Below are 25731 nucleotides of genomic sequence, written 5' to 3'. Positions count from 1 at the left end.
TCCTTTATCTTCACACAACTTTCTTAATATCCAACCAATATCTTTTTTCAGTTCTCCATAAATTTCCATCCGACGATATTTAGGCGCAAAAACAATATGATATTGACATCTCCACTTAGTATGTTCTAAACTTTGTATATCTTTATCTTGCATGATAAAGACCTCCCTGTTATTTTTTATGCGGTTGGCTAGACCTGCATTTATTGTAACAGGGATTTTTTTTCGACTAAAGTCAAAACCGTCGATTCCGCCGGCTAAGCCGGTGGTTTATTTCGAACAGTTAAAAAATATGTCGGGGTAAGCAATTTATTTTTTGTTTACCCCAACATTTATTATAGAACCATATTGTCCATTAATGCGGACATAATATAGCTATGCTTCGACTGAACTATGTTTACATAAACCTACTTGCTTAATACAAAGATACTTTTCCTAGCATATTTAAGATATCAAATTTATGATGAATAACTTTTTCGTTGCTTGTATACATGATGGAAAAATCATGTTCGGCTCATGCTGACCTGAGTTTTCTTGAAAAAATCGTTGACATTCTATAAAAAAAGCACTTTTGACGTCACTTGAAATATTAACTTTGCAAATGCCTAACGAAACGGACTTCGTTACTTCGTCATCTAGATTTCCTGAGCCGCCACCCAGTTCTGAAAGATAGGTTTTGACAGCACTCACGCTATCGATACTTCTTCAACGGTTCACTTGCGTTCATCTTCATATAACTCACATGACTGTTTTGGCATCCTTTTCCCTAGTTGCTCACTACCATGGCTTTTGACCACAGCAACATAGGGTTTGTTTGGTGGATCTACGCCCCCTCCTTCATCACCTTTGTGCCTTTCGTGGCACACCAGAACCGTACGTGTCCTACTAAGGCACGGCTCTTCATAATAACTTTCACTTGAATAAGCTCACATATATCTTAAGCTTTGCCAGTGGATAGCATTTCAACATCTCATCAAATCCTTCACAAGTATAGCTTCGCTTATTGCTCCGCCGATTGATGATCTTGTATAAAAAGAGTTGCACGTGATAAAGATAGTTTGTTATCTTTCGGTAGTTAAAGCTGACTCCATAATATCTGTAGTGACCTACCAATATGGAGCTCTTTATCTAATTCTCAAGGATATATTATCCGTAACTTCAGAGAACACCCAACTATTTATTTGACTTTATCAAATTAATAGTTGACATAGTCAAACGATTGCATTATTCTATTATTAATATATGGGAAGGGAAGGAAGAATGGTTTATGATAAAGGATATCGAAAAGCTCGCATTAGAAGTTAGGAATTTCAATCGATTTTATACAAATATAATTGGCATTATTGACCAAACCATACTTGATAGCCCGTACTCACTTGCTGAAGCCCGAATACTACTTGAAATTGATATTGCCGATCAGTGTACTGCCAGCGATTTGACAAAACTGATGAAGATTGATCCAGGGTACTTAAGTCGCATACTTTTAAAATTCATACAGGAAAAGCTTGTTATTAAATCAAAATCATCAACTGACGGACGTGCCCAAGTCCTATCCCTAACTGATAAAGGACGTCATACCATTCACAAGCTTTACGATGATTCGACAATACAAGCCAGCAAAATTCTCGAAAAGCTAACAGACGAAGAACAGCAAAATCTTATTAGCCACATGGTTGCAATAAGAAACATTATGGATAAACAGCAGAATAAGACCTTTATTATACGTACGCTGAAACCCGGTGAAGCTGGGTATATAGCGTATAGGCATTGTGTCCTTTACGAAAAGGAATATGGACTCGGTGGAACTTTTGAGCGGTATGTACTTGATAGCCTAACAAAATATATTGATGAGCAGCCTGAAGGGGAAGTTTGGGTAGCAGAGCATAGTAGGCAAATTGTTGGTTCAATTGCAATTGTCCGTTCAAATGAAAGTACAGCCCAACTGAGGTGGTTTTTAATAGAGCCGGAATATCGCGGCACAGGATTAGGCCGACAGCTAATGACAATAGCTATGGATTACTGTAAGCAGAAAAAGTTCAGTCGAGTGTACTTGTGGACATTTCAGGATTTAATGGCTGCAAGGCATTTATACAAAAGCTTCGGGTTTATATCAACCGAACAAGTTGAAAGCAATACATGGAAAAACATTTTGGTAGAAGAACGATGGGATATTGTGTTCAGTGATTAGTCCAATGTAGTCTTGGATAGGAGGTTACGGTGCGATCATTCAGGGTTATAAAAGAATATGGCGAGTTTTGGGATGGATACCGAGATTGTCTACCATTTCTGGTGTGGCATTGTAATCAATTTGTAACCCCAACCCCCAAATGAACGAACAGTTCAGAATATTTATTGAATGATTTTAGCATATTTCAGACCATCTTTAAACAATTTATTACAGAACAAGGTATTTGCAATGTTCTTCAACAATATAACTATGTTGATACGGCTCGTAAATTTAAGGTTAATGATTTAGTGGATCTCTTTGCTTCATCTGCTATTTTACGATGGAAAAGTTTCCGCCACGGCTGTGATGTATTGGAATCCGTCAATTTTTCAACGGTTTCAAACAAAGCTAAATCAATTTCTTTTGGTGTTTTTAAAGATTTATTTCCCATTGCGCTATCACGCTGTAATCGAAAAATCAGGGCGTACTTTACATCTTCCCAAACCTTTGCTATCCGTCGATTCTACAACGATTAATGTCTATTTTTATTCCAGATTACTGTAAACCGAATGCTGCAAATGTGTGTCAAGGTAACGGCATTTTTGACGCTCGTATTATAAAGTAGTGGATAGCATTTTCATTCATATTTACAGCATTCGCCAAAATGTAAGTTTCTCCCTCTCGCGCAAATATAAAACAATGATTTTTTATATTTGTAAAATTGACATTAATATTTATCAACTCTCGGATATCAAATTAAATTTTTTGGCGAAATAGTAGTATTTAAAATATACAATCAACAGATACATCCTTCCTCATCAAAAATCACCCTTTGTAAGGAATACTGAGATCGTTCTGCACTCTAAATCACTATTTAGGCAGGTAATGGGGATAAGCATCCTTAATATCTAATTTTCATTAAATCATTTGATAATAATTCCCAATAATATTCTTGTAAGAATTTTAAATCTGTAGTAAATTCCGCATTTATTGGAATTGTAATTTTCGTTGCAATTAACTGTTGGTAGTGGTTTTGCATAATAATATTAGTTGCATCAATATAGACATCATTAATGGCTACTTGAACTGAAAAATTTGCATTTTTGAAAACAAGCTTATTTTCTATAAGTTCTACTTCTGATGCAATAAAAACACCGTCAAATCCATCTGTAGTAAAGTTTATTTCTGGATGACCATATTTTATGAATGATTTTTCCATTATGTCGAACACTTTATTAACCCATGTTTCATATCTACTTAATACAAGATCTTTGATCTGCTGTTTTTGAGTGTTTTCCTGTGTTCGTATTAACGATTCCATTTCAGGGTCATAAGCTATAGTTTTATCTATCATTTCAAGAATTGCCGATCTGGGATAGTTATATTTCAAATCGAGGTCGGAGCAGGTTGTACTCCGACCTCTTTTACTGTATTTTTTCCAAAATTGGAGCCCTTTTTCATCTTCTAATATTCTTAATTTTTTTATATCTTCATTTCTTGTAACTTCATCAGTTACATTCCAAAAATCATAAAACGTTAATTCCAATTTAGATAGCCGTTCTTTTAAATCTTTGACTTCAAGCTTTTTATAGACAATCTGGTCATATGGTTTAAATACTCGTTCACCAATTGTTGGTGAAACCTGCGCTGTTTTATCAGTTTTTTCTATTAATCCAGCACTTATGAATATAGGGAAAGCATTGCTAATGTATTTAATAGAAATGAATCGATGTAGTTTTACTTGTACTAAAAGTCTAGCTTGTTCATGACTACCTGCAAAGTATTTCTCTTGCCACGTACTAAAAAGACCGTAAAATGTATTAATAAAATCTCTTGCACCTAATATCTTGTTATTCATATAAATCGTCCTTCAGTTTTTAATTTCTTATTTATCCAAACAATACTTTTGACCTTTTTACAAGTAGCTTTCCTGATACCCATCCCCAAATATAAATTCATTTAACCAATCTCATGTCAAAATAAGCGCGATTATTATCATTGCTAACATATTCTTTTATACAATCATCCGCATCACCAATGTAATCCAGAAATTTTTTAGAATCAAAACAACTACAATCCATACCAGCTTCAACCCACATATGAACTAAACTATACAGTAATGCGTCCATTTTAATAATCTGGCTAACAAAATCGCCAAGAGTTAGAGTGTTTTGAATAGCTAAAACGGTTTTACCTTCTAGTTTATTTTTATTGAATTCACTTAAAAGTATTTTTTAGCATTTTACAAGATCATAAAATAACGCTTGTCACTAAATTCATCAGGCTCAATAATATTGCCCTCTGGACATTCTGTTAAAGCATAATCATAGACATTCTGCCAACCGCAAGGTATTTCTCCAAGTTCTGAGTCCCATAAATTCAGGATATTCCCCCGCACCTTGAAATTCAGATTTTAACCAGTCCGGTAAAGCATGTATTGAATCTTTTCATTCGCTCCCCAAGCGCGAGTGGTTGCATCGTGTAAAAATCTGTGATTATACCCATGCGTGCCGTTTGGTTTTCGAATATATTGAAACCTTTTACAACACAGTGAGAAGTCACAGCCATTGCAATTATTTATCCCCAAATGAGTACGAGCGCAAATACCGATTTGCTAATTAATAAACTGAAGAATTTCTCATTTTAATTTGTGCTAAATCTTGACATAGGAGCACAATGCAATCGGCATGATTTTACCACAGTGAAAGTGCATCGTGTCGCTATTTTCCAACGGCAAAAGCATTATCGTTTCTCCTAATATCATAGTGGATGGTCGGAATATTTGACTTCTTCTATAATGCTGAACCCTACATCCCGTTTTTCCGGTGTCATTAACGGTTTCATGGCGTAATGGACAATCCCCAGGCTGGCATTCCCCTTAAACAGCCGCGTAATGGTGTGTTCGTCTGCCACACCCGATTGTCCCGCAATCCAATATTCAATGATGACATCTGTCTCTAGATCCTTCAAAACGCGAAAAGACAATTTATCCCCAAACTCAGCTCTATACTTCTTTTCAAGAAATCCAGCACATTGCCGTGGAGAAAGCTTCTGAGAGTTGCCCAAAAACTGCACAGTAATCAATTCTGTCCAGCACTGGACTGTTTCCTGCCCCGTGACAAACTCAACAATAATATTTTTCCCAATTTCCTTATAACCGACTTTCCAGCGCGGTTTATCGAATGTGACGGTAAGATAATCCTTGCCTAAGTAGTCGAAAGTTATAGTACTGGATTTATTCTTAGTCATGGTTTTATTGAGTACTTCATTAAAATCACCGGGCGATTCGTTCCCAGCTTTATCCATAGCATTCAGTTCTTTAAGACGCTTCTTGGCTTTATCCATAAAAACATCGTCAACTGGAGCATATCGAATATAGGCGGCATACGCCTGCTGGGCAAGGTAACGCAGCCCCAGCTGTTCCTGGGACAATGCCGTGTTCCAATAAGCCATAAACATTTTTGGGTTTATCCTCAGAGTTTTATTGTACTCATCGATCGCCAATTGATGCTTGTTCTGCCCGGCATAAGCTAGGCCACGAAACCAATACAAAGCTTCACTTTGCGGGTTCAGCTCAATAGCGGTGGTAAAATCAGACTGTGCCAAATCAAACTGTTTGGTCATTAAATACGCTTGTCCGCGCTCGATGACAGCCTGGCTTAGTTGTGGATTCAGCTTGATTGCCTGACTGTAGGCTGTTATAGCCTTATCATACTCCTTCACCGCGTAATTGGTTTTCCCCGTCGCTAGCCATTGATCCGCAGTCAGCTGCGGCTCAACATTAGAATCCGGGAGATTCTTACCTGATTGCCGGGAATCGGTGAACAAACGACTTGCGATATTACCAACAGGTGAATTTGTTGTTGTTGTAACCCAGGTTTCTCCAGGATTTTTATAAGTACTAGTTACTGCACCATCAGGTGAGTAGAAGGTTCGCTCCTTCAGAACAAAAGACAAGTCGCTTTCCTTTACCAAATAGTGAGCGAGAGAATACTCCCCACTCTGGTTCTTGTCCATCAGTTTTATCCATACATCCAGCTGACGGTCGTCCTTATCCGCCTCGGTAATCCCCACCGTTTCCTGGTCAATCTGATAGGTCAGCGTCGGTAATTCGATCATCGTCATCCATTTGGGAGCAGCAAATGCGGGACTTGTGACACCTAGAATGACTATGACAAGCAAATATTTAACGACTTTTATCACGGCCGTACCTCCACGAAAATATGTTTTTATACTTTTTCTCCACAATTTTGTTTAATTCCTTTAATATATGGGAAAATAGTACATTTTTCCCAGCCCGTTTTCTTAGCCTTACTTTGGAACCAAAAAGGGCCCTGCCTTTCCTCTATGTTTTTTTCGCCTCGATTTACTTGTTCAACACGTTGGTAAGGAGTGAAGATATCAAAGAACACCACATGCGATTTGTATCTTTAAGTGGAACCGTTGATAAATTGCAACCATTCGTAGAACAAATAAAAATAAACTACACGCAAATTCTTTATATTAGTTTTCATGGTGCAAGCCTTCCTGTCATTTTTTATGCAGCCGACATTCTCCGTTCATTTAACGTAAGCTCTATATTTCAGCTTGATATCATGCTATGATTATATCAACAAAAGAAAGAATCCGCTCAAAGCTATTCAAACAATAACCATGGGTTCCATTCAAAAATTCAGTAAGCAATCCTAAACGGTACTCCCCAATGACAATAAACTTCTAATTAAAATCAATGATTTTCTATCAATTTACAATAATCACAAATAGCCCTTACATCGTTCGTAATAAGCAGGTCGTAGGTTTGAATCCTAGCATCAGCGCCCTAGTAAATTCGAGAAAGAAGATGATTCATTGGCTACTATATTTGACATAGCAAAATTAGCAAAGACCTCTAAATCTACCGTTTCCAGAGTTATTAGTGATCATGGTTATGTCAGCGAGGGAACTCGTTCTCGTGTTTTAGATGCAATAAATGAATTGAACTATATCCCGAATCAAATTGCTCGCCAAATGAAATATCAACGCACTAATACCATAGGATTTTTAGTAAATAATTATCATCCTACGGCCGGAGATTTTATAAATTATTTTGCCAATACCGCCAAGTCATATAACTATCGTGTAAACATATATTTTACAGGAACTCCCCAAGATGAATTAAAGGCTCTTAATTTATTGGCCACGCGCTCTCTAGATGGTTTATTTTTGTTAGCAAAAATAAACGATTGGGATAAAATCATTCCATATACAAAGTTTGGCCCCATTGCAACTTGGCGCCGAATTAAATCGGATAAGATCTATTCATCCTATATTGACCATTTCCCCCTATACATGCAAATCTTAGAATATATCTATGCCAAAGGAACACGCTTTGTCGGTCACATTTTAAATTGTGAAAAAAATTCTAATACCCAAGCTCGTTTAGAAGCAATACAAACCTTTGAAAAAACTCATTCCATGAATAATGATTGGATATTATTTTATACTGAGCAAAAAGATGCTGGCATTGATGCCGCCCACAAATGGATTGCAGCCGGAAAAGAAGCCCCCAAAACAGTTGTAATATATTCTGATTATGTTGCTACTGAATTCATTTCTATACTTAAAGAAAACGGCTATCAAGTACCTAAAGATTGTGCTATCTTTGGTTTTGATAATAGCACATTTGGTCGTTTACTGAATATATCTACAGTAGATACATTTCTTGAAAAACAAGCAATCAATGCATTTTACTATATTCATAATAACTTAAATAATACAAACCTTACATACAAGAAAATCAATCCAAAATTGGTGCTTAGAGAAACTTGCTAGAAAAAATATCCATGCTTGTTGCCTTTACTATAAAATGTTTTATAAACACGCATAAAAAAGCAGTTCTCCATGTATCTTTATATAGATGGTGAACTGCTTTTTTTATCATCAATTATATATTAGACTATCTTTTTTTTGCTACATTTCGCCAAAATATCAGCAGGAATTTCCTGCCCCAGACCCGGTCGATCCGACACTATAATATAGCCATTAACAGGCTGCTCATCATAAACACCCAAACTTCTTGTAAAATCACTTAAATTACCTATATGGTGTTCATGGATACAAAAATTAGGGATTACTGCTTCTATTTGTATTGCCGCTGCACAGGAAATAGGTCCCCCGCATACATGCGGTTGCACTAAAACATCATATATTCTAGCCATATCGCATATCTTTTTACACTCCGATATTCCGCCGCAAGTAGCAATGTCTGGTTGAATCACATCCAAAGAACGATTTTCTAAAAAAGGCTTAAATCCATAACGTGAATAAATTCTCTCACCAGCAGCTAAGGGAACATTTACTTTATTTTTCAGTTCTTTACTTAATTGTGGATTCAAAGAACCACATGCCTCTTCCATATAATAGATATTTAAATCTTCGATCAGCTTGCTAATCTGAAATGCTGCATTAATATCTGTCTTGGCATGCAATTCTAAAATAATATCTACTTTATCTCCAACAGCTTTTCTTATGGCTACTAATCTATCACGGCACAATTTTAATTTATCAAACGTTAACAACCCATCATTTCTATGATTTTTATTACCATTTTCATCACGCTGCAATGGATCGACTTTAATCGCTGTATAACCATCTGCAACAGCTTTCTGAGCAGCTAAGCCATACGCTTCTACACCACCGAGAGGATGCTCATGTTTTCCCCAACCAAACTGAATCTGACTAGCATATGCTCTTATTTTATCACGGGTTTTCCCACCTAACAATTCATAAACAGGAACATTTAATGCCTTACCCTTAATATCCCAAAGAGCAATATCAATTGCACTCATGGCCGCAAAAATCAGTGTACCACCACCTTGTCCCCAGAAAGTATCTCTGTATAAACGATCCCAAATTTTTTCAATACAGAAAGGATTTTCACCTATAATCAATTTAGCAAAATCTTGAACTTGCCCGATACCTCCTAGTTTAGCATTTCCATACGCTACACCTACTTCACCAAAACCACTGATCCCCTCATCCGTATTTATTCTTATAAAAATCGGTTCATTTGGTGCTGTTTTATCAAAGTCCGCACAAAATATTTCTACATTCGTGATCTTCATCAATAATTCTCCTCCCTATATAACTATAGGTTTTTCTCTTAAATGCTCTTTTTTTCTCAGTATTTCAAAAAAATTCAAAGTGCTTCATGCGGCGTAAATATGCATCTTGTGCTAAATTACAGGTTTCTGGGTACAGCAAACAAAACGTCCTCTGTTTGTTTTTTTATGGCCTATGGTAACCCAGTTCCCTGCGGCAGCAAACCTCCCATATCTAACAGGGTCTTTGCCCTAAATTCCTTCGTTCTGCCTATCCGCATTTTGGGTGTCAGCTTTGCTCGTATTCTGAGTCATTGCTCTAATGGAGTGATTCGTGACTGACTACCAGCTCTTTGTTTTTCTTCCAACATTGAAATACATCGGCATGCGACGCTTACATGCTAGTGTTTTTTGCCTTGCATCCTCTTTCTAAGCAACCATCTCCGGGCGATGAATATCGCTCATCAGACGGAGCCCGTCGTAGCGGGATTTCTTCATTACTATGGCATAAAACACGCGAATCAATTTACAGCACAGTGCTACAAGCGACTGCTTCTTCTTTAACGGATTCTTCTGGCGGGTTGTATAATACCTGTGCAATTCCGCAAACTCCTTGTTCTTCGCCACCAACGGCAGCATATTACGGAAGAGAAGGGTCCTCAGGTTTTTACGCCCGCGATGACTAATCTTTGTCTCGCCCTTGTGCTTCCCCGAACTGCTTTCCCTCAGCGCAAGCCCTGCAAGCTTCTGGATCTGTCTCGGCGACTCAAAGCGTCGTATATCGCCTACTTCAGCAAAGAATCCGGCCACGGTTACCCGGCCTACGCCTTTTATGTCACATAAGGTTCCGGCTCCCGGTATCTGCCTACTCGTTTCATCCATGGCTGCTTCTATGCTTCCTTTTTCTTCCTCTTTCCTTGCCAAATCGTCTAATAGATGACGTATTTCCATCCTGACGGCATTACCACCTGTCTGCAGACCAATACTGCATTTTGCCGCATTGTATAAGCTCGTAGCCCGTTTCACTCCTACGCCACGCAGCTTGGCACTTCGCCAGATTTCTACTATGCCATCTATGCCTAGCTTTAAAATATCCTGTGGCAGCGGTGTTGTCTGCAAGATTAAGATACCGCTTTTACATCCTGCATTACCATAGACTTTGTCATACTCTGGAAAATAGATTTTTAGCCATCTGGCAACTCGATTCCTTTTACTGCTGATCTCCTTGTTGACACTCAAATACATGTTATACAGCGTCCGGAGTTCTGCATATATACCTTCCGGTATATATGGCTCCATGTAACGGCCCTCAATTGCTAACTTGGCAATCGTTTTCGGGTCTTTACTGTCAGTTTTGCTCGGCGTATTATCATCCAGTTCCTTGCTGCGTTTTACGTGGTATGGATTTACCATTACCAGCTTAATGTCACGTCCCTGCAGAAACTGTGCTAAGCAGAACCAGTAATGACCAGTTGGCTCACATACAGCCAGTACCTTTTCCTTGGAATACCGATCCTGTAAGCCCTTGAGCCATCCAGCAAAGCCTTCAAAACCTTCCAAAGTATTATGGAAGCTGACAGCCTTTTTGCTGAGTTCCATACCACGCCAATCGAATGCTCTGGCATACTGCAATTCGCTTGCAATGTCGATGCCGAAAATAAGAGTGTCCTCTGTAATTTGACTAATTTTCCTGTTTTGTGTAGAATTCATTTTAGATGTTCCTTTACTAATATTTTTTAGGGCACTTTTGTGACCCCGTGCACACTATTAGTTTAAGGGAACATCCTTTTTTATTCAAAGCTCAAATTTTCGCATTACAGGAATGCTCGTATAATAAGTTTTGTAAGCAGATATCCGCCAACTTACAAAGCTTATTTTTTTATTTTCAACTCCTAAACTTAATCCTCGTACTGACACTATGCTTATACACTTTGCAATAACAAAATATAATACTACTTTACAGTTGTGACTATTTTCGTTTTAATCAATAATTTCTAACAATGTATCCTGGATCGTCAACCTGTCTTTTTTTGTGATTATTAGATTATCCATTACACGATTCAATATGACAATAATGACTGTCGTATCATAACCTTTTTCTTTAAGAAGATTTAAATCCACCTCGATCAACAAATCACCTTTTTTGACTTCCATTCCAGTTTTTATATGTGACTTAAATCCTTCTCCGTCCAGCTTTACAGTATCTATACCAATATGAATCAATATTTCTTTGCCACTTTTACTAGTGATCCCAATCGCATGGCCAGTAGGGTATACCATTGATAGTACGCCATCAACAGGAGAATGTATCGCTCCTTCCTGTGGTATTATCGCTGCTCCGCCCCCTAGAGTCCCTGATGAAAATGCTTCATCTTTAACATCTTGCAATGGAATCAATGTACCTGCTACTACATTTTTAACTTCTTCTTTATCATTTTCTACTTCTTTTTTGGTTTCTTCTGCAACACTTTCTACTGGAACAAACACATAAGTCAATACAAAAGAAAGGACTAATGCTATCATTGCTGTAATAATTGCATTGATTATATTATTAGGATTATCACCAATAAAAACTGGCAAAGACAAAAAGCTTGCTGAAGCAATAGCATATCTTACAACACCTGTTATTCCGGCATAAAGACCCGCAATACCCCCGGAAACCATAACACAGAGCAACGCTCTTTTATATTTTACCGTTACACCATAAAGTGCAGGTTCCGTTATTCCTGATAAAGCTGTAATTCCTGCTGAAATGGCCACTTCACGTTTTTCTATCCGCTTTTCTTTAAATGCGATTGCTAGTGAAGCACCACCTTGTGCAATATTGCTGCCAAGCATTCCTGGACCCATGAGTGTTTCATAGCCAAATCTAGACACTGACAAGATAGCAAACGGTGTTATCGATAAATGCATACCAGCCATTACCAGTAACGGTGAAAAGGTTCCCATCAGCATCGGTACAGCCCAAGGAACATTTTCATTGAGTATTTGTATAACATAGTAAAGACCCTCACCTAAATATCCACCTAAAGGACCAATTACAATTAAAACTACTGGGGCTGTTATCAAAAGAGTTAATAATGGTCTAAACATCGTCTTGATTAATTTAGGCGTGTATTTTTCCACAACCTTTTCCACATAACTCATAAACCAAACAGCAAAAATAATAGGAATAACCGTTGCACTATAGGATACTAAGCGCACTGGCAAATCAAAGAAAGAAACTGCTTTACCCTCACTAACCATGCTCATAAAATTAGGATGAAGCAGTATCCCTGCTATAACCATTGCCATATAATTATTGGCCTTAATTCTCGTTGCAAAACTATTGGCGATAAAAAACGGTAAAAAATAAAAAGTAGCATCCGAAATAAAATAAAGTATCTTATAATTTTGCGAATCACGACTCATTCCCGAAAGCACCAGCAATGCAAGCACAACTTTTACCATACCACCGGCAATCAAAATAGGTAAAATAGGTGCCATAATTCCAGCCAGTGCGGTCAATCCTTTTTGAAATATCTCTCTAATATTGAATTTTTGTTTTTCTTGATTACTTGAACAATCACTAAAATTTTCTAACCCCTGTTTTAATAAATCATTATAAAACGTATCGACTTCTGCACCAATAATAATTTGTGACTCGGCTCCAGATTGTACTATATTTATAACACCTGGTATATTCTTTAATGCTTCCGCATTAAATTTTTTTTGATCTTTTAAAATAAATCTCAATCTAGTCATACAATGATAGAGGTTTACAACATTTTCTATACCGCCAACATTTTCTATAATTAGATTAGATATATTTTCTTGTTTCAAAATAAACCCTTCTTTCTCCAAGTAAACTTAAAATTCAAAATATTGTGAATGTCAATGAAAAAGTGAGCCACTTGGCAATGAATTTTTGAACCACTCTGGCAACAAAAAAATGAGCCACACGCTAACGGATTTTTGAGCCACTAGCACTTTTCAGGCGATAGGAATTGCCATTCATATTCAATACATGTGAATGGTATGTCAGACGATCCACCAGTGCAGCTACCAAAGTCTCATTAGCAAAAAGTTCTGGCCAACGGGAAAACTCCAGATTTGTCGTTATTATAGTGCTGGCTTTTTCCGAACGTTCAGCTATGACCTTGAATAAAAGCTCAGATTCTTCCCGATTGAAGCTTGCATAACTGAGCTCGTCTAGAAGCAGTAAATCGGCATTGACAATAGCTTTTTCTTGCTTTCTAAGTTGGTAACCATCTTTTGCTTCACGAAGCTCTGCTGCCAACGTTGATGCATTTTTAAAGATTACGCTGTAACCATTGGAACAGGCTTTTAAGCCCAAAGCAGTCATCAGATGCGTTTTTCCAGTTCCAGGATTGCCAATCATTACGACATTCTCATGCCGATGAATAAATTCACAGCTTGCCAGCTGTTTCACAAATTCAGGCCGCACATGCTCTAACCGCTCCAACTGGAATTCTTCAATGGTCTTAAGCATGGGGAACTTCGCTCGCTTAATTCGGCGTTTCAACTGGTTTTCTTGACGGGAAACATATTCCCGCTTTAAAAGCTCCAGAGTAAAGCTTTCTAAGCTTTGCCCCGTTTGAAATTTGCGTACAACCTCGTCAATACGGGAGAAGGTTGGCAGTCTGAGTTGTTTGGCATAGAATCGCAACGATTCCGTTACGCCTGCTTCTGGCATAAAGCATCATCTCCTGTACTTAAGAATTGGTTATACGCTGTCAGATCTACTGCCTGTACATGTACCGGGTCCGTAATGCATACCGGACGCTGTTTCATAGCCTGGTATTCTGCTTTATGCAGCCAAACCTCGGCTTCCCCTTTATTAGCACAGTCCGTAAGGATTGTCACAAGTTCCTTACCGGTGAAAGCCATATCCTGCAACCACTGCAGCATAGCTGGAGACAGATTTTGTCGTACTGGCTTCGCATTCAGGATACTGCCCGGTTTGCGCTCCAAAATCGGCAGGTAATGTGCCAAAGTTAGAAGATCCTGTTCTCTGTCGTAGGACCGGATATGCCGTGCAACTTTCTCACCATCGGCATAAATACAGACGGTTTCAGCAAAGCCCTTTACAGCGACGGTCCGGCCCACATAACGTACAGGCACAGAATAATTGTTGCTCTCAAAACGCACTGTTGTATAAGAGTTCACCCGGCACTCAGTGCTCCGACTAGCATCATAACGACAGCCGGGAAGCGGCAAAAGCATTCCTTTATCAATCGTCAGCATATGGTTGACGCTCTGCGGTTTTTGCTGTATTTTATGGGATTTTATATAGCTGCAGCACTGCTGTTTCGTTAACTCGTTCAGTTCGTCCATGCCTTCGACATGTGGGATGGGAACAAAAGTATTTCTTCTGGTCCAGCCGACCAAGTTTTCCACAAGTCCCTTTTCATTGCCACTGGCAGGATTACAGAATACCGTTTCAAAACAGTAATGTGCAGCAAGCGCCGCATATCGATCCTGGCAAACGGCCTTCTTCCCATAGCCGCTTTTTACTGCGACCTTACCGTTGTCAAAGATGACACGGCGCGGTACACCGCCAAAGAATTCAAATGCACGGATTAGTGCCTCAAGAAAAGATTCCGTATTTTGTCGGCGGTAACAGACAACAAAAGGAGCGCAGCTGTAGCAAAGCCTTGCACAAAAGAAGTAAGCTTTCGTGCGCATGCCGTTCAGATACACATAGCATTCACCCCAGTCAACCTGCATAGCCTCACCGGGAGAAAACACCAGCGGAACAAATACATTTTGTGCAGTCTCGTGAAGTTTCTGTACCGTATGCCGAATTGAGCTTTCGGAGCCAGTGAAATTCATTTCAGCAACCAGGCGGTCATAGATGCGTTTGGCTGTATGATGTTGCTTTTTGTTATGTTCCTGCTCATCAGCAAGAAAGCATTGCTGGATGAATTGGATAATTTCTGGAGTAACTACAGAAGCACTGCGCTGGTAATGGGCTCGTACTCCGGGCAGAATATCTCCTTCGCAATACTTGCGCACCGTATTGCGGGAAATGCCTAATTTTCAGCGATTGTACGCTGGCTCAAATGATCTATGAGATACATGTGACGAATTGCTTGGTAATCTTCCATCGTGATAACCACCTGACTTCATCCCTTTACATAGAAATTTACATTTCTATTGTACGGGATTTGATTCAAAGTGGCTCACTTTTTCGTTGCCATTATCCGGCTTTTTGGCTCACTTTTATATTACCATTTACAAAATATAAAGTTTCCTATTAAAACAATATGAACCGATAACTCAAATTTTTATGACGAAAAGCTATAATTGCAATAATTATCGAAATTCTCAAAATATTAATTAATGAAATTTAGAAGTACGCTTATATTTCTATTATTGTTTAAGGGTTGATTAATTTATAGAACACTCCGCATCCTCTATCCTACTGCATTGCCAAAGGCTATAAATTAATCAACACCCTCCCACGTATATACCAACTTTTTTAGATTATCACTCTCCGTTATCATAAATACACGAATTATCTACTTACAAATTAAATTGTATTATCGATATTTGCAGCTATCTGATCCTGTACCTTTACACCAGAATCTACCAATTCCTTGATTTTTTCAGAAAACTGTGGTAAATATTTTTTATTTGCCACTAGCATTTCATCTAGTAAATCCTTCGCTTTCTGCCCACTTGGAATAAGCGGATTTAATATAAATGCTTGTAAAGCTAAACCATAATCACCCATTACAGCTGCTTGAACTGTTATCAACTCCATATTCTTCATCACTTGCAGCCAGCCTCGTTCTGCCGGTGAAAAAGGACCAAAGACCATTGGAACAGCACCCGATGCACCGATTTGTGAAGAAACTTCCACTACCTGCTCATTAGGCAGATCCGGAACAGCACCATTATTTACAGTAGATACAACCATTTGTGTTTTCTTGTTCCCATAAACAGATGCAATAGCTTCACAAGCTGCATCAGAATAATGTGCACCGCCTCGTTCTGACAACTGCTTCGGCTTATAATCCAGTTTAGGATCTTTATACAATTCAAACAGCTCTTTTTCAATCTTCATAACCTGCTGCCCGCGTGTACCTTTTTCACTTTCATACTCTTCCAAGCCATGTTTGAGCATTTCTTCCTGACGGTAATAGTATCTATGATAACCGCATGGAATCATTTTCATTTGAGTTAATTGTTCTCTAAAGAATGGAACATTAAAAATATTTTTAGGTAATCCCGCATCTTCACCATCATACATTTTACCGATGATTTCCAATGTCACTTCTTTACCAGTATTATCCCAAACGCGATGCCAATGGAAATGATCGAGCCCTGCAAATTTATACGTAAGTTCATCTAACGTTTTCTCAATCAATTTTGGTTCACTAATCATTGCCATAACTGGTACATTACATAAACCGATGACTTTATTCCAATGCCCATAGGAAACAATAGCTTCTGTAAGCATTCCACTTGGATTCGTAAAGTTAATCAGCCAAGCATCTGGACATAATTCCTTCATATCTTTAACTATATCAAGAATTACTGGAATCGATCGAAAAGCCTTAAATATACCACCAGCACCATTCGTCTCTTGACCAATCATTCCATAAGAATTAGGTATTCTTTCATCTTTTATACGTGATTGTAAAAAACCTACTCTAAACTGGGTAGACACAAAATCAGCATCTTTCAGCGCTTCACGTCTATCTATTGTCAAATGAATATCCCAATCCAAGTTTGCAGCTTTGACCATTCTCTTAGCCATGGCTCCAACTATTTCCAGCTTTTCTTTTCCTTCTAAAATATCAACTAACCAAATTTCTTTGATAGGCAATTGGTCACTACGTTTAATATAACCTTCTATTAATTCCGGAGTATAACTAGAACCCCCACCGATCGTAACTATTTTTAATGCATTTCTTGACATATCTTTTTACCTCCCTATTTATATTCTTAAGATAACATCATTTTAAGTTATGGGAACATTCCCATGTCAAGAGAATTTTTTAAATATTCTTTAAATATTAAGGATCATTTTTATCTGGCTGTTTTCGTCATTTCCTTTTGTTGCCTTACATGCTACGAATGAACGATCTGGATCGTCTACTATATTTAAATTCAAGCATTGAATTTATTGACCCCAGTCAATTTATCACTAAATTCTAGAACAGCAAAAAAACACTTTCAGCACGGAACTACCGCTATCTGAAAGTGTTTTTTCTGTAAAATATAGAAACATATGGTTGGTAAGCTAATTTAAATATGTCGATCTGTAACCGAGGAGATTAAATCAAAACGTTTCGAAACAAATCCATATAAAGTCCATCCGGCGAAGGTAATCATCGCACCATACATCATCGCTGTAAAGCCGCAGGCATACAACGCATAAAGACTGTACAATGCCCCACGAAGGCAACAAAACCTTTCCAGCGGCTTTTCCCCAAAGAAACTCCCTTGATTTCCGGAATAATCCCGTTTTCGAGCAAATAATTCGCTAAGATTGTCGCTGGAATACCGAACGTATCGTATTCCCCCGTATCAACCTTAACTCCCGGTGTAGTTAGTATGAATCAACTTATCGCTTGACAATTTTTACAGTAACCATAAAAATATATTTGGCAATCCACTACTCGAAAATCATTTAAAACTTGCTTCTTTATTTTAACCATATTCAGCACCTCCTCAGTTGCTTCATCAGTTACTTCAACAATTGCTCCACATGACAGGCAAATCATATGATAATGCTTTTGTTCAGATATTTCATAGTATGCTCGTCTATTCAATAAATCCAGTCTTTGGACAATACCTGTTTGTATAAAGATTTGCAATGTTCTGTATATAGTTGCCACTCCAATTTCCGGATGCACCTCATGAACAATATCCAATATATCTTCTACAGTAAAATGAAGATGTGGTTTACTATTCATCGCATTAAAAACGATTTCACGTTGTCGAGTCATTTTATACTTTCCATTTATAATTTGCTTAAAATCACTGACCGTCACTTGTGCCGCCCCCTCCCAACCCACATACTGCTAAAACACAACTGCACTCGATTATTTCATTTTTTCCGTTACAAACAGACAGTATCCTCTGCTCATCAAATCAGCTCGCCTTGTATGCCAATTAAATTGATATGATTTATAACAACCATAACTTACTAAAATCTTTTCAAGTTATGCATGCAACCTTTCATATGATGCCCGTGATTTTCGTGATGATCATCATCGTGATGATGTTGCAGTAAAGCATCTTGTGCCTCCGGTATTTCATCTTTTAATAGTGTAATCATTCTGTCCATATAATCTGCTAGATTTTTCTGTTCTTCTTCATTAAGACACTTAAAAATTTCTTCTGTATTTTGGTCACATTTTAGAAAATTTTCATTTGCTGTTGCTGCTTCCATTCCCTTTTCTGTCAATTCAATATCCAATGAACGACGATCCTCTTCTGATTGAGTCCTCGTAATATCGCCATTTTGTTCAAGTTTTCCTAATAATTCCCCCATAGATTGAGGTCGTATCCCAAGTAAAAAAGAAAGTTTCTTTTGACTCATTTTAGGTTCTATTTTAAGCAAAGAAAGAACTCTTCCCTGTCCGCGATAAGGACTATGCATATGATTTCCTTTCATGTGATGATGTCTGTACATCATTAAACGACTCAAAATAATAAGCTGTTCCATTAAAGTGATTTCTTGTTTTTCCATAATTAATCTCTCCTTATATTATTATTATCAGGTACCTTAATATCATTATAATAAGGTACCTGATAAATGTCAATATCTTTTATAAATTTTTAATTTTACTTCATTCTTGCTTATTTGTATAAAAGGAACTATGGTAAGCGTAAAATCGGTTCTTGCCAACATAAGTTGATTTTCTATAATTTTCACTATGATAGTTTAGCTTTTATTATTGCTTAATAGATTCTTTTAACTAAAATTGGAAAGAACCGTAAAGGACAATGACCTCCCATCAATTGCTAAAATACATATAGATAATTGGAAAAGCATTTATCAAGAAAATTTCCCATCTGCATATTTAGCAGGTCTTAATTATAATGATGCAATAGAGGAATGGATTAAGTTTCTTAAACAGGAAAATGCTTTTATTTACATTGCTGCATCTGACGATGATAGTGTATGTGGTTTTGTAGCGTGTAAGTTAGATAAGCAAATGCCTCATACTGGCAAATTAGAATGCAAATCAGTTCTATGACTCTTTGGGCAGTCGAAACAAATGAACATGCGATTTCTATTTACAAGCATTTAGGAGCCAAGGTTTATAAAAATGAATTGCTTTATTATCTTTTATGTCGCCTATAAAAACATATTCAGCATGAATGGAGGCACAGCTGAAGAAGCACAAGTCGGCAGTTTTGAAATGCAGATTCAGGACTTTAAAACATTAATTGACAATACCCCAAACTATGAATTGGTGGAAATTTACACAGATGAACGGACTAAATAATTATGGCTATTGATTTTTCTACTATCAACCTAGAGGTCATCGACATCAACATAAATTCCGCTCCAGAAATCTACATCAAACAAAGCGGCGTCACTTTGAGTAAGCACGTTTTGGAAGATATGAACTACCCACAGAATGTGCAGTACTGCACCGGTGGCAACAACAACATTTTTGCCATCCGAGCCAGCAAAAGCAACGAGGCTAAATCCACACCATTTTCAAAAACAAAGAACGACCAAGCTTCCACACGCAGTTGCAACAACAAAAACCTACTTGAAGCCCTAGTTATATTGATTCCTAATTACCAACCAAACAACCGCTATAAGGTAATTGGCGAATTCAACACAGAAAACCGTGGACATGTACTACTACATGTCCACGGCTGAAATTTCCTTGTTCCCTGAGAAATCCTCCGTCAAAGAATAACCCTTTAACACTACCTTTGCCTCCATATCATCCAGTTCCATATCCATCAAAGGTTCTTCATATCGAAAATCGGCTTGAACACTCAAATTTCGATACCACTTAGCCACCCCCGCCGCATTCGGAATCACACACTGATCGGATAAATTTATCGGGATCATGACTTTACAGAAACTAACAGCACCCTTAACGGCAATGTCATTAAGTTACGAATATTTGAAGACCGCTGTTAGCATGTTAGCCAGCTCAGAAATTGCGTTTTCTGCAATTGACTCCAATTCAAGCACTAGCGCCCTCATCATCATTGTTGAAGGTTTATTCTCTGCCAAATTTCAGACAACAATGCAAGCCTGGTATGGTCGATTCTGTTAGCAAATAGAAAAAACTCATTGTATAATAAAGTTGAACCAAATGGGGGACTCACATTAAGAAATGAATATGAGCCCCCCATTTGCTAAAAAAAATAACCCTCAAGCCCGAAAAAGTCTGAGGGTTCGTGTAAATTTTACTTACGGGAAAAACCAATCCGCACAAAAAAATCATTGAATTATCCCCGTCAAGTAGACACCCGTTTCCCTTAGCTAAGCAATTGTTTATTAAATTTAAAGATTATTTATAAAACTATATTTTATTTTTCAGCGCACTCGCATTGAACGAGCGCGCTATGAACTAAAATTATGAAGCTGCCTGTGCTATTGCTTTTTTTTCAGCTTCGATAAATTGATTATATGATATGGTCGCTCCCGATATTGCATCCACTTTTTCTGCCAATTGTACATCAATTAATTGTTTTGCATACGCTGCATTGGCTTTTACAGCATTTTGGGCTTTTTGGTAAAATGCTGGATTTTCAATTTTATGATTTGTTTTGCCATAGTCTGCATCTTTTAACGTACCATCTTTTTGCACGCCGGTGAACGATACATTGGTTATTTTATTTTGCGCAATAGAAAGCGTAATTTTACCAACAGCACCAAATTCATCTGGACTGCTTTCATCACTATAAGTACCATCCTTGTATTCTTTATTATTTTGCTGCTCTGTCACCGGAACTATTCCCGTTTCTTGTGCCGCTGTCGAGTCTCCAATACAACATGGCGGTGTCGTGTGCCCGCAGCCTGCTAAAAATTGTGCTGACAAAGTAACAGCTCCTGCCAAGAAAACTGCATTATATGTTTTCATCTATGATCATCCTTTATCTATTTTGTTTTGATTCGGCAATGCGACCATGTTCTATCACAATACATTTTTCCGCTTGTTCACCTACCTGTGGATCATGTGTAACTGTTAAAATGGTATGACCTTCAGCGTGTAATTCCCGAAATAAATTCATGACAATTTCTTCATTTGCTTCATCTAAATTTCCAGTAGGTTCATCTGCTAAAATCAACATTGGATAATTTATCAACGCTCTAGCGATACAGACACGTTGCTGTTCCCCACCTGAAAGCTGACTTGGCAAATGTAAGGCACGCTCTTTTAATCCAACACGCGCCAAAGCTTCCATCGCTTCTTTTTCATCTGGCATACTATGATAATATTGCGCAATCATGATATTTTCAACAGCGGTCAAATAGGGTATCAAATGAAATTGTTGAAAAACCAATCCAATTTTGTCCCGACGCAATTCTGTAAGTTCATGCTTCGTGACTCCTGATAGATCTATACCGTCAAGAAAAATTGAACCAGATGTGGCCTTATCCATACAACCAATAATATTCATTAGTGTCGTTTTCCCCGACCCAGATGGTCCCATTAAAGCTAGCCAGGCCCCCTGTTCTACAACCAAATCAATATTTTGCAGGGCTTTTACCTTTCCGTAGACCATCGAAACATTTTTCAATTCTAATAAACTCATATAATCTCCTCCTTATTCACCGCGCAAAACTATGGCGGGTTCGACACTTGTCGCGATCTTAACAGGAATTAATGATGCTGCTCCTGTAACGACAATAGATAAAAGTACAGAAAAAATTGCAATCAACCATGAAAACTCAATGGTTCGACCAAAGACTTCTACACTGACTACCTGCGCAAATGCAAACCCCAATCCCATGCCTAATAATCCTCCCAAAGCCCCTAAAACACAGCCTTCACCGAGAAAGTCAAAAATAATACTTTTATTATCTGCACCTAACGCTTTTTTCAAGCCTATTTCTTTTCTGCGCTCTGTTACAACAGCCATCATCGTTGTTGCCACACAAATCAAAGTCAATAAGAGAACTACAATCGTTACCAAAAAGACCAATGCCTGTAATTTTTGCAAAACTGTTTGTTCAGAATGAGCTACTTGTTGAACCAATTGCGGTGAAATAGTCGGATATTTGTTACTGATTTCATCTATCAATGTACTCAGTTCAGCTTTATCAGCGACTACACTTACTTGAACTAAACTCAATTGCCCATCTTTCTGCACTATGCTTTGCATCAAATCTAAATTCATAAAAACAAACTGCTCTTCTTTGCCTCCAGTCCGGACAACTCCTGCTACTATAACTTTTCTTTCGCTCTGATCGCTGCCACCTGATAAGATCAGTGTCTGACCCGGGGTAACGTTTAGCTGTTCCGCAATGTCAGCTCCAACCAAAATCTCCGACGTTCCTGCCTTCGGCCATTGTCCAGTAATCTGCCAATACGGACTTACTTTTTGAATTTCCGTAAAATCCGTACCAGCCGCTAAAATAGGTTGTTCATTTAATTTAATGCGTTCATATAAAAAAGGAGCCACGCCCACTAGTTGTTCTGGCAAAAATACCTTTCGAACCGCTTTCAGATCCGTTTGATTAATCCATACATTTTCACCATTGGGAACTAATACCATATTCGCACCATATGAACGAAATTCTCTCCCCATCTGTTTTGGTACATCATAATACACGGTAACCAGTCCCGAAATAATTGTAGCTCCGATAGCAACAGCCAACAAAGCAATCAACATTCTTGAACGCCGCCGCAAAAGTGCATGGATAATCATCTTAAAAAACATTTTATAATTTCGCATCTTATCACCTCCCATGAAGTACTGCCGCTGGACGCAAGGATAAAAGCATGCGTATCGCAGGCAAACTTCCTATTAAAATAACTAAAACCATCAATATGATAACCCAAGGGATCACCATAAAATTAATGGCAATTGCTGAACCAAATACTGTCTGACCTATAATTTTAGCGAAACCAAGACCTAAAAAGTAACCACCTATACCACCAATAAAGCCTGTAATAAAAATTTCCGTAAGTATCAGAAAAACAACTGCTTGATTGGACGCCCCCAAAGCTTTAAGCAAGCCTAATTCTTTACTACGCTCCATAATATTTGCACTCACTAAATTGGAAATTCCTAGAGCTGAACTCAAAAGGCTCAAAGCTGTAATTAAAAGCATCAACATTTGTGTCTTTTGCAGAATTTTCCCTTCTGATTCAGCAACTTGTCGTACCGGTTTTGCTATCGAATTTTGCACGACTTCCTCGATTTGGAAAGCAATAGAACTCACGTAAGATGTACAATACCATGTCTCCCATTCCTTCATCGACAAGTTTTTTGGATTTGCGGCTGCTTTTCGGGCCAAATCATTTTCGGGGGTCGTGATAGCACTGACTTCAATTTTATCAATTTTATCTGATAAACTCGCCATTTTTCGAATAAATGCCAAAGGAACAAATGCTTCATTATCTTCTTGTCCACCACCATTAAAAATGCCTACAACGGTAAGATGAGCGTGCCCCGCCCCACTTGGCAGCGTATATGTAATCGTGTCTCCACTATTTATGCCCATACGATCCGCCAACCGTTTTCCTAACATAATAGAATTCAAATCGGTATCTTGAACCCATTCACCATCAATCGTCCACCATGATTTTAAATACTTCAACCCCGTTTGCATAGTATCTCCCGTTGGCAAAGACAATGTATAATCAAACCACGAACCAATGACGGTTATTGGCTCTTCCATTAGATCATGATCTTTCACCAGATTCAATTTCATTTCCAACGAAGGAGCAAATGCTACAATATTATTTGTCCAAAAAATTGTTTTAAGCTTACCTACATCACTTTCTTGCAAATACTCTTTATGTGCCACGGTACTATCCAGTCCGTATACATCTTTGAGCACAGAACTATTTTTTGGTGTTACGCTAATATTGGCACCATAGGCTTTTAGTTCTTGGTTCACTTTATCTCCAACATCTAACATGACATTGAGCATAGCTGTTGTCAAAGAAACTCCTAATGCGACCGTAAGAGCAACCATTAGCATCTTGCGGGATTGTCTGAGCATTGCCCCCTTTACCATTTGCCAAAACATTCATATCGCCTCCTCATTTAAATCGACTTTTTTCCGTTTCTAAGCCGCTTTGCTCTACCATGACATTACCCTGCATAACTTTATAAGCAATGGGTATCGGATTACAACCACCCTTCATCCCGATTGTGGCTTTATTCATCACCACATCACAAAGTCGACAGACAACTTGTCCATCACGCTCCAAATATCCCGTAGGCCCGCAAATTTCACAAGCATCCAAACCTACGCCATAAGCAGATCCGCCTTTCTGGATAATAATAAACCGCACCAATTCTCCCGTAGAAGCTTTGTAAACATAACGATGTAGATGCCCATCATTCACTTGCTCCAGAGGAATTTGGATATTTCCATCTAAAGCTGTAACAGCTACGGCCGGAACAAGTTCTTCTGTCTTATTTACATACATACTTCCCTCTGTAGAAACAAATAACATAAGGCATAAACAAAGAATCGTTCCCATTCCCCAACGCAATTTTCTTTTAGCAACACTTCGTATACGTCTATATTGTGCTGGATTGGCTTCCTTAGGTCGTTGCGGTCTCTTTTGTAAAAACAATGTAATCGGTAAAATAAAAGTAACCGCAAAAACAATAAATATAAACCATGATTGATGGTCAATTAAAACCGCCATACCAGACATTAAATATTCTCCTGGCAAGATGCTCCGTGCCATCATGACCTGTATTAAAAAAATCACTTGCTGAAAAATAATCGTTATAATCTGAACTGTAAAGACAAATAAAAGGCGCCGATAATTCAGCGCCGCTGCCGCACGAAAAATAATCACCCCGCTTATACCAGCAAGCAGCAATCCTACTAAAAACCCGATCATTTTCCATAAAACTGTCATACTCCATATCACATCAACTGCGGAAACAAAAACACTAACCGGAATTAGCAAAATTTCCATGCCATGATATAAAGTTAAGGTTATAATCATCGTATATAAGGCAATTTTAAAACTTTTCTGTAGCGTTTTTTCTATGCTTTTACTAAAATAAAAAGGCCATAACACAGCCACTTCAGCAAATAGTGCCAAAAAACTCGTTAAACTTTCAAACACTTCTCGACTAACGGCATTTTTGGTTCCTATTTTTACAAGTATAATAAAAAATGATCCCCAAAAACCCCAGCTAATGCCTCGAAAAAAAATCTTTTTATACGCTTCAGGTTGCATGCGCATAAGAAGTGCAAGCAAAATAGCCAAAGGAACGATTAATGTCACTGCCAATTCCATTGCTGGAACAAGATTTTGTAATATCATTTGCAACATAGGCTTATCCTTTCAC

28 protein-coding genes are annotated in these 25731 nt (G+C 38.0%); 6 read left to right on the top strand and 22 right to left on the bottom strand.

Annotated features, from left to right (window positions below; all coding sequences use genetic code 11):
* Positions 1 to 153, bottom strand: a 153-nt coding sequence (locus F606_RS20435; protein WP_019552383.1) for a transposase, incomplete at its 3' end; no start/stop codon positions are given.
* A gap of 288 nt (positions 154 to 441) precedes the next feature.
* Entirely contained in the window at positions 442 to 687 is a 246-nt protein-coding gene (locus tag F606_RS23925) for a class II fructose-bisphosphate aldolase (RefSeq protein ID WP_019552382.1), read from the bottom strand.
* A 577-nt stretch (positions 688 to 1264) separates the two neighbouring features.
* Between F606_RS23925 and F606_RS0102970 the strand changes: the two genes are divergently transcribed.
* Positions 1265 to 2185, top strand: coding sequence for a bifunctional helix-turn-helix transcriptional regulator/GNAT family N-acetyltransferase (locus F606_RS0102970; protein ID WP_019552381.1), 921 nt, complete (start codon positions 1265 to 1267; stop codon positions 2183 to 2185).
* A gap of 247 nt (positions 2186 to 2432) precedes the next feature.
* On the opposite strand, the gene F606_RS0102965 is transcribed toward F606_RS0102970, so the two are convergent.
* The 3 genes from F606_RS0102965 to F606_RS23085 form a co-directional block, all read right to left on the bottom strand.
* On the bottom strand, positions 2433 to 2615 hold the full coding sequence (locus F606_RS0102965) for a hypothetical protein (RefSeq protein WP_019552380.1): 183 nt from the start codon (positions 2613 to 2615) through the stop codon (positions 2433 to 2435).
* A gap of 450 nt (positions 2616 to 3065) precedes the next feature.
* Positions 3066 to 4022 (bottom strand): hypothetical protein, encoded by a 957-nt coding sequence (locus F606_RS0102960; RefSeq protein ID WP_019552379.1) that lies wholly within the window; start codon positions 4020 to 4022, stop codon positions 3066 to 3068.
* Between the two features lie 97 nt (positions 4023 to 4119).
* Complete coding sequence (locus tag F606_RS23085; protein WP_019552377.1) at positions 4120 to 4293, bottom strand: hypothetical protein; 174 nt, start codon at positions 4291 to 4293, stop codon at positions 4120 to 4122.
* Positions 4294 to 4600: 307 nt separating this feature from the next.
* On the opposite strand from F606_RS23085, the gene F606_RS23920 reads away from it, so the two are divergent.
* Positions 4601 to 4786, top strand: a complete 186-nt coding sequence (locus F606_RS23920; RefSeq protein ID WP_407635970.1) for an IS3 family transposase — start codon at positions 4601 to 4603, stop codon at positions 4784 to 4786.
* Positions 4787 to 4924: 138 nt separating this feature from the next.
* Here F606_RS23920 and F606_RS22140 read toward each other — a convergent pair whose 3' ends face one another.
* Positions 4925 to 6367: a tetratricopeptide repeat protein gene (locus F606_RS22140; RefSeq protein WP_019552376.1), complete on the bottom strand. Its 1443-nt coding sequence runs from the start codon at positions 6365 to 6367 to the stop codon at positions 4925 to 4927.
* A 645-nt stretch (positions 6368 to 7012) separates the two neighbouring features.
* Here F606_RS22140 and F606_RS0102930 point away from each other — a divergent pair.
* Complete coding sequence (locus F606_RS0102930) at positions 7013 to 7975, top strand: LacI family DNA-binding transcriptional regulator (RefSeq protein WP_019552373.1); 963 nt, start codon at positions 7013 to 7015, stop codon at positions 7973 to 7975.
* A 119-nt stretch (positions 7976 to 8094) separates the two neighbouring features.
* Here the strand turns inward: F606_RS0102930 and F606_RS0102925 are convergent, their stop codons facing one another.
* From F606_RS0102925 to F606_RS20420, 10 genes are all read right to left on the bottom strand, one after another.
* Complete coding sequence (locus F606_RS0102925) at positions 8095 to 9267, bottom strand: mandelate racemase/muconate lactonizing enzyme family protein (protein WP_019552372.1); 1173 nt, start codon at positions 9265 to 9267, stop codon at positions 8095 to 8097.
* A gap of 405 nt (positions 9268 to 9672) precedes the next feature.
* On the bottom strand, positions 9673 to 10953 hold the full coding sequence (locus tag F606_RS0102920; RefSeq protein WP_019552371.1) for an IS110 family RNA-guided transposase: 1281 nt from the start codon (positions 10951 to 10953) through the stop codon (positions 9673 to 9675).
* Positions 10954 to 11223: 270 nt separating this feature from the next.
* Positions 11224 to 13065, bottom strand: a complete 1842-nt coding sequence (locus F606_RS0102915; protein WP_019552370.1) for a beta-glucoside-specific PTS transporter subunit IIABC — start codon at positions 13063 to 13065, stop codon at positions 11224 to 11226.
* Positions 13066 to 13186: 121 nt separating this feature from the next.
* Entirely contained in the window at positions 13187 to 13939 is a 753-nt protein-coding gene (gene istB / locus F606_RS0102910; RefSeq protein ID WP_019552369.1) for an IS21-like element helper ATPase IstB, read from the bottom strand.
* Positions 13921 to 15276, bottom strand: coding sequence for an IS21 family transposase (gene istA / locus F606_RS21930; RefSeq protein ID WP_154651080.1), 1356 nt, complete (start codon positions 15274 to 15276; stop codon positions 13921 to 13923). Before istA ends, istB begins: the two co-directional genes overlap by 19 nt.
* A gap of 502 nt (positions 15277 to 15778) precedes the next feature.
* Positions 15779 to 17173, bottom strand: a complete 1395-nt coding sequence (locus F606_RS0102900; RefSeq protein ID WP_019552367.1) for a 6-phospho-beta-glucosidase — start codon at positions 17171 to 17173, stop codon at positions 15779 to 15781.
* 329 nt (positions 17174 to 17502) lie between these two features.
* Positions 17503 to 17646 (bottom strand): hypothetical protein, encoded by a 144-nt coding sequence (locus tag F606_RS23080; RefSeq protein ID WP_211210015.1) that lies wholly within the window; start codon positions 17644 to 17646, stop codon positions 17503 to 17505.
* Positions 17601 to 17813 carry a hypothetical protein gene (locus tag F606_RS23790; RefSeq protein WP_281166754.1) on the bottom strand — a complete coding sequence of 71 codons (213 nt, stop codon included), beginning with the start codon at positions 17811 to 17813 and terminating at the stop codon, positions 17601 to 17603. Before F606_RS23790 ends, F606_RS23080 begins: the two co-directional genes overlap by 46 nt.
* Positions 17814 to 17816: 3 nt before the next feature.
* Positions 17817 to 18251, bottom strand: coding sequence for a Fur family transcriptional regulator (locus F606_RS0102895; RefSeq protein ID WP_019552366.1), 435 nt, complete (start codon positions 18249 to 18251; stop codon positions 17817 to 17819).
* A 155-nt stretch (positions 18252 to 18406) separates the two neighbouring features.
* Entirely contained in the window at positions 18407 to 18952 is a 546-nt protein-coding gene (locus F606_RS20420; RefSeq protein ID WP_019552365.1) for a MarR family winged helix-turn-helix transcriptional regulator, read from the bottom strand.
* Positions 18953 to 19187: 235 nt separating this feature from the next.
* Between F606_RS20420 and F606_RS23430 the strand changes: the two genes are divergently transcribed.
* The 3 genes from F606_RS23430 (at position 19188) to F606_RS21925 (ending at position 20101) form a co-directional block, all read left to right on the top strand.
* The gene (locus tag F606_RS23430) at positions 19188 to 19463 is read left to right on the top strand and encodes a hypothetical protein (RefSeq protein ID WP_019552364.1); all 276 of its coding nucleotides are present in this window, start codon (positions 19188 to 19190) and stop codon (positions 19461 to 19463) included.
* 120 nt (positions 19464 to 19583) lie between these two features.
* Positions 19584 to 19715, top strand: coding sequence for a hypothetical protein (locus F606_RS23785; protein WP_281166752.1), 132 nt, complete (start codon positions 19584 to 19586; stop codon positions 19713 to 19715).
* 2 nt (positions 19716 to 19717) lie between these two features.
* The gene (locus F606_RS21925; protein ID WP_211210014.1) at positions 19718 to 20101 is read left to right on the top strand and encodes a hypothetical protein; all 384 of its coding nucleotides are present in this window, start codon (positions 19718 to 19720) and stop codon (positions 20099 to 20101) included.
* On the opposite strand, the gene F606_RS23330 is transcribed toward F606_RS21925, so the two are convergent.
* The 6 genes from F606_RS23330 to F606_RS0102845 form a co-directional block, all read right to left on the bottom strand.
* Entirely contained in the window at positions 20084 to 20299 is a 216-nt protein-coding gene (locus F606_RS23330; RefSeq protein WP_019552361.1) for a hypothetical protein, read from the bottom strand. The genes F606_RS21925 and F606_RS23330 overlap by 18 nt on opposite strands.
* Before the next feature lie 514 nt (positions 20300 to 20813).
* On the bottom strand, positions 20814 to 21320 hold the full coding sequence (locus F606_RS0102865) for an FMN-binding protein (protein WP_019552360.1): 507 nt from the start codon (positions 21318 to 21320) through the stop codon (positions 20814 to 20816).
* A gap of 13 nt (positions 21321 to 21333) precedes the next feature.
* Complete coding sequence (locus F606_RS0102860) at positions 21334 to 21996, bottom strand: ABC transporter ATP-binding protein (RefSeq protein ID WP_019552359.1); 663 nt, start codon at positions 21994 to 21996, stop codon at positions 21334 to 21336.
* 12 nt (positions 21997 to 22008) lie between these two features.
* On the bottom strand, positions 22009 to 23139 hold the full coding sequence (locus F606_RS0102855) for an ABC transporter permease (protein ID WP_019552358.1): 1131 nt from the start codon (positions 23137 to 23139) through the stop codon (positions 22009 to 22011).
* Between the two features lie 4 nt (positions 23140 to 23143).
* The gene (locus F606_RS0102850; RefSeq protein ID WP_019552357.1) at positions 23144 to 24442 is read right to left on the bottom strand and encodes an ABC transporter permease; all 1299 of its coding nucleotides are present in this window, start codon (positions 24440 to 24442) and stop codon (positions 23144 to 23146) included.
* Between the two features lie 13 nt (positions 24443 to 24455).
* Positions 24456 to 25715, bottom strand: coding sequence for a DUF2318 domain-containing protein (locus F606_RS0102845; RefSeq protein ID WP_019552356.1), 1260 nt, complete (start codon positions 25713 to 25715; stop codon positions 24456 to 24458).
* Positions 25716 to 25731: the final 16 nt, after the last annotated feature.

Origin of the sequence: Propionispira raffinosivorans DSM 20765 (genome assembly GCF_000381065.1) — a bacterium.
Taxonomy (GTDB): domain Bacteria; phylum Bacillota; class Negativicutes; order Selenomonadales; family Selenomonadaceae; genus Propionispira; species Propionispira raffinosivorans.
The sequence above is the reverse complement of the archived record's forward strand: the minus strand, read 5'-3'. Positions and strand labels throughout refer to the sequence as shown.

Excerpts from the sequence above, each read along its gene's own strand:
- F606_RS0102970 (WP_019552381.1), top strand. The coding sequence starts at position 1,265 with ATGATAAAGGATATCGAAAAGCTCGCATTAGAAGTTAGGAATTTCAAT.
- F606_RS0102965 (WP_019552380.1), bottom strand. The coding sequence starts at position 2,615 with ATGGGAAATAAATCTTTAAAAACACCAAAAGAAATTGATTTAGCTTTG.
- F606_RS0102960 (WP_019552379.1), bottom strand. The coding sequence starts at position 4,022 with ATGAATAACAAGATATTAGGTGCAAGAGATTTTATTAATACATTTTAC.
- F606_RS23085 (WP_019552377.1), bottom strand. The coding sequence starts at position 4,293 with ATGGACGCATTACTGTATAGTTTAGTTCATATGTGGGTTGAAGCTGGT.
- F606_RS0102925 (WP_019552372.1), bottom strand. The coding sequence starts at position 9,267 with ATGAAGATCACGAATGTAGAAATATTTTGTGCGGACTTTGATAAAACA.
- F606_RS0102920 (WP_019552371.1), bottom strand. The coding sequence starts at position 10,953 with ATGAATTCTACACAAAACAGGAAAATTAGTCAAATTACAGAGGACACT.
- istB (WP_019552369.1), bottom strand. The coding sequence starts at position 13,939 with ATGCCAGAAGCAGGCGTAACGGAATCGTTGCGATTCTATGCCAAACAA.
- F606_RS0102900 (WP_019552367.1), bottom strand. The coding sequence starts at position 17,173 with ATGTCAAGAAATGCATTAAAAATAGTTACGATCGGTGGGGGTTCTAGT.
- F606_RS20420 (WP_019552365.1), bottom strand. The coding sequence starts at position 18,952 with ATGGAAAAACAAGAAATCACTTTAATGGAACAGCTTATTATTTTGAGT.
- F606_RS23785 (WP_281166752.1), top strand. The coding sequence starts at position 19,584 with ATGAATGGAGGCACAGCTGAAGAAGCACAAGTCGGCAGTTTTGAAATG.
- F606_RS21925 (WP_211210014.1), top strand. The coding sequence starts at position 19,718 with ATGGCTATTGATTTTTCTACTATCAACCTAGAGGTCATCGACATCAAC.
- F606_RS23330 (WP_019552361.1), bottom strand. The coding sequence starts at position 20,299 with ATGATCCCGATAAATTTATCCGATCAGTGTGTGATTCCGAATGCGGCG.
- F606_RS0102865 (WP_019552360.1), bottom strand. The coding sequence starts at position 21,320 with ATGAAAACATATAATGCAGTTTTCTTGGCAGGAGCTGTTACTTTGTCA.
- F606_RS0102860 (WP_019552359.1), bottom strand. The coding sequence starts at position 21,996 with ATGAGTTTATTAGAATTGAAAAATGTTTCGATGGTCTACGGAAAGGTA.
- F606_RS0102855 (WP_019552358.1), bottom strand. The coding sequence starts at position 23,139 with ATGCGAAATTATAAAATGTTTTTTAAGATGATTATCCATGCACTTTTG.
- F606_RS0102850 (WP_019552357.1), bottom strand. The coding sequence starts at position 24,442 with ATGTTTTGGCAAATGGTAAAGGGGGCAATGCTCAGACAATCCCGCAAG.
- F606_RS0102845 (WP_019552356.1), bottom strand. The coding sequence starts at position 25,715 with ATGTTGCAAATGATATTACAAAATCTTGTTCCAGCAATGGAATTGGCA.